Annotated in this window: 10 protein-coding genes; 4 read left to right on the top strand and 6 right to left on the bottom strand. The window is 71.9% G+C overall.

Going from position 1 to position 9223, the window contains the following annotated elements; genetic code table 11:
• Window positions 1-18 precede the first annotated feature (18 nt).
• The 3 genes from JMJ55_RS11275 to JMJ55_RS11265 all read left to right on the top strand — a co-directional run bounded on the left by JMJ55_RS11275 (window position 19) and on the right by JMJ55_RS11265 (window position 2490).
• Entirely contained in the window at window positions 19-423 is a 405-nt protein-coding gene (locus JMJ55_RS11275; protein ID WP_202825654.1) for an AtzH-like domain-containing protein, read from the top strand.
• On the top strand, window positions 420-1679 hold the full coding sequence (locus JMJ55_RS11270) for an NAD(P)/FAD-dependent oxidoreductase (RefSeq protein WP_202825653.1): 1260 nt from the start codon (window positions 420-422) through the stop codon (window positions 1677-1679). Before JMJ55_RS11275 ends, JMJ55_RS11270 begins: the two co-directional genes overlap by 4 nt.
• 97 nt (window positions 1680-1776) lie before the next feature.
• On the top strand, window positions 1777-2490 hold the full coding sequence (locus JMJ55_RS11265) for a cold-shock protein (RefSeq protein WP_202825652.1): 714 nt from the start codon (window positions 1777-1779) through the stop codon (window positions 2488-2490).
• A gap of 74 nt (window positions 2491-2564) precedes the next feature.
• On the opposite strand, the gene JMJ55_RS11260 is transcribed toward JMJ55_RS11265, so the two are convergent.
• Window positions 2565-3788: an MFS transporter gene (locus JMJ55_RS11260; protein ID WP_202825651.1), complete on the bottom strand. Its 1224-nt coding sequence runs from the start codon at window positions 3786-3788 to the stop codon at window positions 2565-2567.
• 81 nt (window positions 3789-3869) lie between these two features.
• Between JMJ55_RS11260 and JMJ55_RS11255 the strand changes: the two genes are divergently transcribed.
• The gene (locus tag JMJ55_RS11255; RefSeq protein ID WP_202825650.1) at window positions 3870-4772 is read left to right on the top strand and encodes a LysR family transcriptional regulator; all 903 of its coding nucleotides are present in this window, start codon (window positions 3870-3872) and stop codon (window positions 4770-4772) included.
• Here JMJ55_RS11255 and metC read toward each other — a convergent pair.
• From metC to JMJ55_RS11230, 5 genes are read right to left on the bottom strand one after another with little or no spacing between them, the layout of a single operon-like run.
• A complete protein-coding gene (gene metC, locus JMJ55_RS11250; RefSeq protein ID WP_202825649.1) occupies window positions 4761-5963 on the bottom strand; it encodes a cystathionine beta-lyase in 1203 nt (400 codons plus the stop codon). The two genes, JMJ55_RS11255 and metC, sit on opposite strands and share 12 nt — an antisense overlap.
• A complete protein-coding gene (locus tag JMJ55_RS11245; protein ID WP_202825648.1) occupies window positions 5963-6808 on the bottom strand; it encodes a sulfurtransferase in 846 nt (281 codons plus the stop codon). The genes metC and JMJ55_RS11245 overlap by 1 nt, the downstream gene beginning before the upstream one ends.
• 7 nt (window positions 6809-6815) lie before the next feature.
• Window positions 6816-7538 carry an alanyl-tRNA editing protein gene (locus JMJ55_RS11240; RefSeq protein ID WP_202825647.1) on the bottom strand — a complete coding sequence of 241 codons (723 nt, stop codon included), beginning with the start codon at window positions 7536-7538 and terminating at the stop codon, window positions 6816-6818.
• Window positions 7538-8176, bottom strand: coding sequence for an NUDIX domain-containing protein (locus JMJ55_RS11235; protein WP_202825646.1), 639 nt, complete (start codon window positions 8174-8176; stop codon window positions 7538-7540). Before JMJ55_RS11235 ends, JMJ55_RS11240 begins: the two co-directional genes overlap by 1 nt.
• A 52-nt stretch (window positions 8177-8228) precedes the next feature.
• Window positions 8229-9221: a coiled-coil domain-containing protein gene (locus JMJ55_RS11230; RefSeq protein WP_202825645.1), complete on the bottom strand. Its 993-nt coding sequence runs from the start codon at window positions 9219-9221 to the stop codon at window positions 8229-8231.
• Window positions 9222-9223 lie beyond the last annotated feature (2 nt).

Raw genomic sequence — 9223 nt, 5'->3', positions numbered from 1 at the left:
GCGCGCCATGTTTGCCACATGCAGATTGATGACCCGGCGGTGATCGCCGAAGCCCGCGCCCTGTTCGACCGTTACGAACAGGCCATCGCCAGCAACGATGGCGCCACGCTGGATGCCTGCTTCTGGGCCGACCCGCGCACGGTGCGCTTCGGCATCACCGAGATCCTCTATGGGATCGAGGCGATCCGGGCCTTCCGCGCCAGCGTCGCCCGCTATGCCCCGCGCGCCATCCGCCGGGTCCATATCACCAGCTTCGGCCAGGATGTCGCCTGCACCCATCTGGAATACCAGCGCACCGATTCGGGCCTGATCGGGCGGGAGACCAAGATCATGGCGCGGCTGCCGGAGGTGGGCTGGCGGGTCGTCTCCGCCCATGTCTCCCTGCTCGCGCCCGATGATCCGGGGCGGGTGCAGCGGGCATGAGCGGCGCGGTCGTCATCGGCGGCGGCATCCTCGGCGCCTGTACCGCGCTGGAATTGCTGCGGGCCGGCCAGGCGGTGACGATCCTGGAGCCTGGCCCGCCGGGCGGGGAACAGGCCGCCAGCTATGGCAATGGCTGCTGGCTCAGCCCGATGTCGGTGATCCCGCCCGCCGTGCCGGGCCTCTGGAAGAAGGTGCCGGGCTTCCTCGCCGATCCGCTCGGCCCGCTCGCCATCCGCTGGAGCTACCTGCCGCGGGTGCTGCCCTGGCTGACGCGCTACCTCGCCTCCGGCTGGACCGAGGCGCGGGTGCTGCGCACCGCCCGGGCGCTGCGTGCCCTGCTCGACGGCGCTCCGGCCCTGCATGCCGACCTCGCCGAGGCCGCCGGTGTCGGCCATCTGATCGAGCGCCGCGGCCTCATGTATATCTATCCCAGCCGGGCTGACTTCGAGGCCGAGGCGATGGCCTGGGGCATCCGCCGCCAGGTCGGCATCGACTGGATCGAGCTCTCGGCCGATGAGCTGCGCCAGCGCGAGCCGGAGCTCGACCGCCGCTACGGCTTCGCCGCCCTGGTCGAGGAGGGCGGGCATTGCCGCGATCCCGGCGCCTATGTCGCCGCCCTGGTCGCCCTGGCCGAGGCCGAGGGCGCCCGGCGCATCCAGGCCCGCGCCACCGGCTTCCGCATCGAGGGCGGGCGGCTGCGCGCCGTGCTGACCGATGCGGGCGAGGTCGCGGCGGACCGCGCCGTGATTGCCGCCGGAGCGCATTCCCGCCCGCTCGCCGCCGCCGCCGGCGATCCGGTGCCGCTCGAGACCGAGCGCGGCTACCACGCCATGATCGAGGGCGCCGAGACCGGGCCGCGCACGCCCCTGATGCCCTCGGACGGGAAGATGTCCGTCACCATGACGGCGCGCGGGCTGCGCTGCGCCGGGCAGGTGGAGATCGCCGGCCTCGACGCCGCGCCGAACTGGAAGCGCGCCGAGATCCTGCGCGATCATTTGTTGCGCAGCTTTCCGGGCCTGCCGCGCGACCTGCCGGCCGAGCGGGTGAAGCTCTGGATGGGGCATCGGCCGAGCATGCCGGATGGGCTTCCCTGCCTCGGTCCGGCGCGGGCGACGCCGGATATTGTGCATGCTTTCGGCCACGGCCATGTCGGACTTGTTTCGGCGCCGCGCAGCGCCCGACTGGCGGTACAGATGCTGCTGGGACAGGCGCCGGAGATCGATCCGGCCCCCTATGATCCGCGCCGTTTCGGATGATTTCTTGCTCGCTTTGTCCTGGCGCCGGTGCCATTGTTCCGTATAGCGGTCCAGCACCCCCGTCGGACCGTCGCATCTAGATACGGATCAATAGCAAGTGCCTTCCGACAGCGACATCCAGGGCGGCGCCGGGCCGGTCGAGGCCCAGGTCAAATGGTACAATGCCCGCAAGGGGTTTGGCTTCGTTCTTGGGCCGGACGGCCAGGATGTGTTCTTCCACGCTTCGGCGCTGACCGAGGCTGGGATCGAACCGCCCGAGACCGGTGATACCCTGGTCTGCGAGATCGGCACGGACCGGCAGGGCCGTAGGCTTGTCACCCGTATCACGGAGCGTCGCTTGGGCGAAGGTGGTGGCGCCCCCCGTCCGCCGCGCCGCGATTTCGGCGGTGGCGGTTTCGGCGACCGTCCGCCGCGGCGTGATTTCGGCGGTGGCGGCTTTGGCGATCGTCCGCCGCGGCGCGACTTCGGCGGTGGCGGCTTCGGCGATCGCCCGCCGCGGCGCGACTTCGGTGGCGCCGGCGGCGGCTTCGGTGCCCCGCGCAGCAGCGGCTTCGGTGACCGCCCGCCCCGGCGCGATTTCGGCGACCGCGATGCGGGTGGCCCGACCTATGCGGTGAACGGCACCGTCAAGTGGTTCGACCAGGTGCGCGGCTTCGGCTTCGTCACCCCGGATGATGGTGGACAGGATGTGTTCCTGCATTCCTCCGTGCTGCAGCGCGCCGGGCGCGCCGATGTGCAGCAGGGCGAGAAGGTCGCGCTGGATGTGCGCGACGGCCAGCGTGGCCGGCAGGCGGTCAGCCTGAAGGAATAAGGCCCAGGCGCCCTGGCGCCGCGGGTTGAAAGGGGTCCCGGCCGGCAGGCCGGGGCCCCTTTCTCGTTTCTAGCCTAGGCGGTTGCCGGCCGCGGCGCGCTCGGCCGGCGGGGCAGGGCGGCCAGCATCTGGATCGTGCCCGCCACCAGCCCCATCCCAACGCCGAGCTGCCAGGCGAGGTCGTAGGAGCCGAGCCGGTCGAAGATCAGCCCGCCGCCGAAGGCGCCGAGGAAGCTGCCGACCTGATGGCTGGTGAAAGCCAGGCCCTGCACCATCGCCTGCCAGCGCAGCCCGAACATCTCCGCCGTCATACCGCCCACCAGCGGCGCCACGCCAAGCCAGAGGAAGCCCATGATGGAGGCGAAGACGAGGGTGCTGAGGGGCGTCGGCGGCACGGCGAAATACCAGGCGAGCACCAGCGAGCGCATCAGATAGATCCCGCCCAGCAGCGCCGGCTTCGACCAGCGCCCGCCGGCCCAGCCGAAGAACAGGCTGCCCAGCACGTTGAACCCGCCGATCGCCGCCAGCGCCTCGGCCGCCAGCATCGGGTCCATCCCGCAGAGCTGGAGGTAGGAGGGCAGGTGGGTGGTCAGGAAGACCAGCTGCAAGCCGCAGATAAAATAGGCCCCGGACATCACCAGGAAGGGTCCGTGCCGCATGGCGAGGCCGAAGGCGGCGCCGGCCGTCGTCGCATCGTCCCGTGCCGGCGGCAGCTTCACCTTGTCGACGCGCCCCGCAGACCAGGCGGCGGGCAGCATCGCAAGGCCGAGCAGGAAGAACCCCGCCACGCCGATCCGCCAGCCATAGCCGGCCGAGAGATACTGCCCAATGGGCGCCGCGATCAGCGCCCCGAGCGAGCCGGCAGCGGAGACGATGCCGAGCACGGTGCTGCGCAGCGCCGGCGGGACCGGCCGCGAGGCGACCGAGAGCGCCATGCCGGAGGCGGTACAGGCCAGCGCCAGGCCGATCAGCACGCCCGCGCCCAGTGTCACCGCCAGGGCCGACTGCGCCACCGCCAGCAGGGCCAGGCCGACGAGATAGGACAGCACGCCGACCACCAGCACCGGCCGGAAGCCATAGCGCCCGGCGATGGCGCCGGCGAAGGGCTGGAGGAAGCCCCAGGCCAGGTTCTGGATCGCCACCGCCAGGGTGAATTGCGACACGGCGATGCCGAGATCCTGCACCGCTGGCTGCATGAAGAGGCCGAGGCTCTGCCGCAGCCCCATGGCGAGGCTCAGCATCACCGAAGCGCCGATCAGGATCGGCGCGACGGGCCTGAGGCCGCGTAGGTCAGCCATTCTCATTCCATTCCTACTACTCTGGAATGTCAGCAGACCCGCTGGCGGGGCGTTCGTCCAACGAATACTCTGCCCCGTGGGATGAGCTGGAATCATGCGAGCCATGCAGGCTTCGGCGGTCTGCCGCTCGCGGCGCTCCGCGCCTTCGAGGCGGCGGCGCGGCGCGGCAGCTTCCAGGCCGGGGCGGCGGAGATCGGGCTGACGCCCTCGGCCGTCAGTCACCATGTGCGCGGGCTGGAAGCGACCCTCGGCCTGCCGCTGTTCCGCCGGCTGCATCGCGGGGTGGCGCTGACGCCGACCGGAGCCAGCCTCGCCGCCGCACTGGCCGAGGGCTTCGGCGCCATCGCCGCCGCCTATGCCGCCGCCCGGGCACCAAGGGGCGTCCTCTCCGTCTCCGCCGCGCCCGTGTTCGCCGGGCGCTGGCTGCTGCCGGCCATGGAGGCGCTGCGGCGGGAGGGGATCGAGCTGCGGGTCGAGCTGTCCAGCCGGGCCGCCGACCTCGACAGCGGCGCCTGCGACGTCGCCATCCGCATGGGGCGGCGGCCACCCGCGCCGCTCGTGGCGGAACGGCTGGCCTCAACCACCGCGGTGCTGCTGGCCGCGCCGTCCCGGATGGCCGGGCGCGCGGCGCTGACGCCGGAGGAAATCGCCGAGGGGCCGCTGCTCGGCATCAAGCTGATCGGCGAATTCTGGCCTCGGACCCTGGCGCGGCTCGGCATACCGGCGGCGCCACGGCGAGAGATCCTCTCGGATTCCATGGAGGCGGCGCTGCGGATGGCGGAGGGCGGCTTCGGCATCGGCTTCGCGCCGGAGGTGGCGGTGCAGGACCGCATCGCCGTCGGCACGCTCTGCCTGGCCCATCCGCGCCGCTTCGGCGGCAACGGGCAATACTACTGGTTCGTCACCCGGCCGGAAGCGGTGGCGCAGCCGGCCATTCGCCGGCTGCGGGACTGGCTCCAGGAGGCCCTGGCCTCAGCCGGGTAGCGTCGCCAGCGCCTGATCGAGATCGGCGATCAGATCCGCCGGCTCCTCCAGCCCGATATGCAGCCGCGCCATCGGCCCGCCGAAATCGCCCGTGCCGGCGCTGCGGGTGATGAAGCCGGTGGTCGGGATGGCCAGGCTCTCGAACCCGCCCCAGCTCGCGCCGATCCCGAAAAGGGAGAGGCTGTCGATGACGCGCATCACATACTCCATGCTGTAGCGCGGCTGGAAGACGACGCCGAAGAGCGAGCAGGCGCCGGTGAAGTCGCGCTTCCAGAGGGCATGCTGCGGATGGCTCGGCAGGGCCGGGTGCATCACCTGCTTCACCTCCGGCCGCGCCTCCAGCCAGCGGGCGACCTCCAGGCCGCTCGCCTCCTGGCGCTTGAGCCGCACCGCCATGGTGCGAACGCCGCGCAACGCCAGCCAGACATCATCCGGCGAGGCATATTGCCCGAGTAGCGAGCCGGTAGCGCGCACCCGCTGCCAGTCCGCCTCATCATTCACCGTGACGCTGCCGAGCAGCACGTCGGAATGGCCGCCGACATACTTGGTCAGCGCCTGGATCGAGACATCGACGCCGTGCTGGAAGGGCATGAAGTGGTGGATGCCCCAGGTATTGTCCATCAGCACCTTCACCCCGCGCGCATGGGCGGCGCGGGCGATGGCGGAGATGTCCTGCACCTCGAAGGTGTGGCTGCCGGGGCTCTCGGTATAGAAGACTTTGGTATTGGGGCGGATGAGGGCGGCGGCGGCGGCCTCGTCCACGGTCGGATCGTAATAGGTGGTCTCGATGCCCCAATCCTTCAGCAGCCCCTCGCAGATGTTGCGCGCCGGGCCGTAGGCGCTGTCCGGCATCAGGCAGTGGTCGCCGGCCTTGAGATAGGCGAGCAGCGGCACCGCGACGGCCGCAAGGCCCGTGCCGACGACGAGGCAGCGCGTGCCGCCCTCGATCTCGGCGATGACATCCTCGAAGGCATAGTGGGTCGGGCCGCCCTGCGTCCCGTAGGTCATGAACTGCTCGAAGCGGTGCTTCGCGCCTTCGCGCCGCGCCTCGCAATTCGGGAACAGCACGGTGGAGCCGCGATGCACCGGCGGATTGACGAAGCCATGCACATGCGTGCCCGCGCGGCCGGCATGGCTCAGGCGGGTGGCGAAGCCCTGCTTCTTCGTCGTGGGGATGGAATCATCCGGCATCAGGCGTGCACCTTCGGGGTTTCGGGCCGGCCGGCCCATTCGGTCCAGGAGCCGTCATAGACGGCGGGTTCGGGGAAGCCGGCCTGCACCAGGCCGAGCGAAAGGATGCAGGCGGTGACGCCCGTGCCGCAGGAGGTGACGACCGGCCGCTCCATGGTGACGCCGGCGGCGGTGAAGCGGGCGCGCAGCGCCTCCGGCTCCAGCATGGTCTGGTCGGGCTTCAGCAGCTCGTTGAAGGGGACATTGGCCGCGCCCGGCATATGGCCGGAGGGCAGGCCCGGCCGCGGCTCCGGCGCCGTGCCGTCGAACCGGCCCTTGGCGCGGGCATCGAGGATCAGCGCACCGCCGCCGCCCTGGCGGACGATACGCTTCACATCGCCGATGCCGCGCACCAGCTCCGCCTGGAAATCGGCGACGAACTCCGCGGAGTCCCGGGGCGGCGGCGGGCCGGCCTCGGTCGGCCTTCCCTCCTTCACCCATTTCGGCAGGCCGCCATCCAGCACGGCCGCCTGGGTGTGGCCGAACAGCCGCATCAGCCACCAGCCGCGCGCCGCGGAGGCGAGGCCTTTCTGGTCGTAGAAGACGATGCGCGCGGCGTTGGATACGCCGAGCAGCCCCATCAGCTTCTCGAACCGCGCCGCGCTCGGGATCATATGCGGCAGCGTCGCATCCGGGTCGGCGATGAGGTCGATGTCGAAGTAGTCGGCGCCCGGCACATGCGCCTCGGCGTATTTCGCGCGGCCGTCATGCGGCTCGTTCGGCAGGTATTTGGTGGTGTCGAAGACCATCAGGTCCGGCTTGCCGAGCTCGGCCGCCAGCCATGCGGTGGAAACCAGGTTGTCCATCGAGCGCCTACTCCCCGGCGAGTACGAGATAGACCCGCCTGTTCTGCTTGCCCTTGTTCTCGAGCTTGGTGACCTCGACCCGGCCGATCTCCCCGGTGCGGCGCACATGCGTGCCGCCGCAGGGCTGGAGATCGACCGGCGCCTCCTCCGGCCCGATCCGCACCAGGCGGATGCGCCCCGCCCCGCGCGGCGGCTGCACCGAGAGGGTGCGGACGAGGGAGGGGTTGGCATCCAGCTCCGCCTCGGTGATCCAGCGCTCGCCCACCGGATGATCGGCGGCGACCAGGGCGTTCAGCGCCTCCGTCAGCGACTCCTTGGTCGGCGGCGCGGCGAGGTCGAAATCGAGGCGGGAGCGGTCGGCGCCGATCTGCCCGCCGGTGACGCCGGCGCCGGGGATCAGGCTGCAGAGCAGGTGCAGCGCCGTGTGCATCCGCATGTGGCGATGGCGCGGCGTCCAGTCGAGCGCCGCGGTGACGCTGGCACCGACCGGCGGCAGCGTCGCGCCCTCGGCGGGGAGGTGGAGGACCGAATCCTCCGGCCCCTTCACGGCCTTGGCGACGGCCATCTCGCCGCCCTCCCAGCGGAGCCAGCCGGCATCGCCGGGCTGGCCGCCCGCCTGGGCATAGAAGGGCGTGCAGTCGAGCACCACGCCCTCGGGCCCCGCTGCCAGCACGGTGGCGGCGGCTTCGGTGCAATAGGCATCGTCGCGGTAGAGGAGTTCGGTCGGCATCAGGTCCAGTCCTGGCGCAGCCGGGCGCGGTGGTGGCGGAGCCACCAGAGGCAGAGCCCGGCCGTCGCATTCTCGATGCGGTTGGCGTCCAACAGGGAAAAAGCCTCCTCCGCCGGCAGGATCAGCACACGGATATCCTCGCCCTCATGGACCAGGCCATGCGTGCCGGCCGCCGCGGTTTCGGGCAGGGTGACGCTGGCGGCGTAGAGGAACATCGTCTCGTCGCAGCCGCCCTGCATGAGCATGAAGCGGCCGATCCGCTCCACCCGGTCGGGGCGGAGGCCGGTCTCCTCCTGCAGCTCGCGCCGGGCGGCTTCCTCGGGATCCTCGCCGGTCTCCAGCAGCCCGGCGGCGCATTCGGTCATCAGCCCGGGAAAGCCGCCGGCCAGCGCGGGCAGGCGGAATTGCTCGATCAGCGCGACGGCATCCGCGACCGGATCATAGGGCAGGATGGCGACGCCGCGGCCGCGCCGCCACAGCTCCCAGGTCAGCTCGGCCGAGCGGGCGCCGTCGGAGCGTTCATAGGTGAAGCGCACGCGCTGCAGCGGGAAGCGGCCATTCCAGACCACCTCATCCGCCAGCACGTCTAATCCGGGATGCGCCGGGATGGGCGGCGCCTTGGGGTGTCGGGCTGTCATGCGCCCGGGAGCCTAGCCCCCGCATGGAAGCCCGTCCATGCGGGGCGGCGCGTCAGCCCGCCGCCGGCATCGCCTCCGGCAGCGGTTGGCGGCCCTCGGCCCGGCCATGCTGCAGGAAGTGGTCGAGGCCGGAGCTGAAGATCTCCGCCGCCACCGCCGCGCGGACATCCGGATAGGTCTTGAGATACCAGGCCTCGTCGAAGGCAACCGGCTCGCCGGGTGCTGCCGGGGCGGGCGCGGGAGTCGCCGACAGGTCCGGCTTGCGGCGCGGCTCGGCCCCGGCGCGCAGCCGCATCAACTCGACCCGCAGCGCCATCGTCTCCTCGATCGCGCGGTTGCGGGCATTCTCCGCCTCGGCCCGGGCGGTGATGAGCATGGTGGCGTCCTGTTGCAGGCGCTCGGCCTCGGCGCGGGCCGCCGTAGCCTCATTCTGCGCGGCCTGCCGGGCGCGGCGGAGCCGGGCCGCCGCCTGGTTGCCCGCTTCGCGCTCGGCCATCAGCTCGGCGATACGCGCCGTCGCCTCCTCCAGGCTGCGGAGCGCGGCGTCGCGCGCCTCCTCGGCCGCGGCCTGGGCGAGGCCGGCGGCCTCGCGGCCTGCGGCCGCCGCGGCGAGTTCCGCTTCCAGCCCGGCAATCCGCGCCAGGGCGGCATCCCGCTCGGCGGCGAGGCCGGTGGTGGCGGCGGCGACCGCTTCCTGCGTCGCGGCGCCGGCCAGCTCCTCCTCCAGCGCCGCGATCCGGGCCTGGGCGATGTCCCGCGCTTCCTCGGCGCCGCGGCGGGCGGCGAATTGCGTGTCGCGCTGGCTGCGCAGCTTGGACGCGGTGTCGGTCAGCTCGGCGATGCGGGCATGGGCTTCGGCGAGCGCCGCTTCCATCGCCGGCCGCGCGGCGGCCTCGGCCAGGGCCGCATCCAGCCGGCGTTGCAGCAGCACCCGCTCATATTCGATCTGGCCGAGCTGGGCGAAGATCCGGGCCTGTTCCGCCCGTTCTTCCCATGATTCGGTTTGGCCCGGCGGCTTCCCCGCCGGAACCGGCATCATCGCCATCT

The organism is Belnapia mucosa, assembly GCF_016775475.1.
Classification (GTDB): Bacteria; Pseudomonadota; Alphaproteobacteria; order Acetobacterales; family Acetobacteraceae; genus Belnapia; species Belnapia mucosa.
The sequence above is the reverse complement of the archived record's forward strand: the minus strand, read 5'-3'. Positions and strand labels throughout refer to the sequence as shown.

Excerpts from the sequence above, each read along its gene's own strand:
- JMJ55_RS11260 (WP_202825651.1), bottom strand. The coding sequence starts at position 3,788 with ATGGCTGACCTACGCGGCCTCAGGCCCGTCGCGCCGATCCTGATCGGC.
- JMJ55_RS11255 (WP_202825650.1), top strand. The coding sequence starts at position 3,870 with ATGAGCTGGAATCATGCGAGCCATGCAGGCTTCGGCGGTCTGCCGCTC.
- metC (WP_202825649.1), bottom strand. The coding sequence starts at position 5,963 with ATGCCGGATGATTCCATCCCCACGACGAAGAAGCAGGGCTTCGCCACC.
- JMJ55_RS11275 (WP_202825654.1), top strand. The coding sequence starts at position 19 with ATGCAGATTGATGACCCGGCGGTGATCGCCGAAGCCCGCGCCCTGTTC.
- JMJ55_RS11230 (WP_202825645.1), bottom strand. The coding sequence starts at position 9,221 with ATGGCGATGATGCCGGTTCCGGCGGGGAAGCCGCCGGGCCAAACCGAA.
- JMJ55_RS11245 (WP_202825648.1), bottom strand. The coding sequence starts at position 6,808 with ATGGACAACCTGGTTTCCACCGCATGGCTGGCGGCCGAGCTCGGCAAG.
- JMJ55_RS11270 (WP_202825653.1), top strand. The coding sequence starts at position 420 with ATGAGCGGCGCGGTCGTCATCGGCGGCGGCATCCTCGGCGCCTGTACC.
- JMJ55_RS11235 (WP_202825646.1), bottom strand. The coding sequence starts at position 8,176 with ATGACAGCCCGACACCCCAAGGCGCCGCCCATCCCGGCGCATCCCGGA.
- JMJ55_RS11240 (WP_202825647.1), bottom strand. The coding sequence starts at position 7,538 with ATGCCGACCGAACTCCTCTACCGCGACGATGCCTATTGCACCGAAGCC.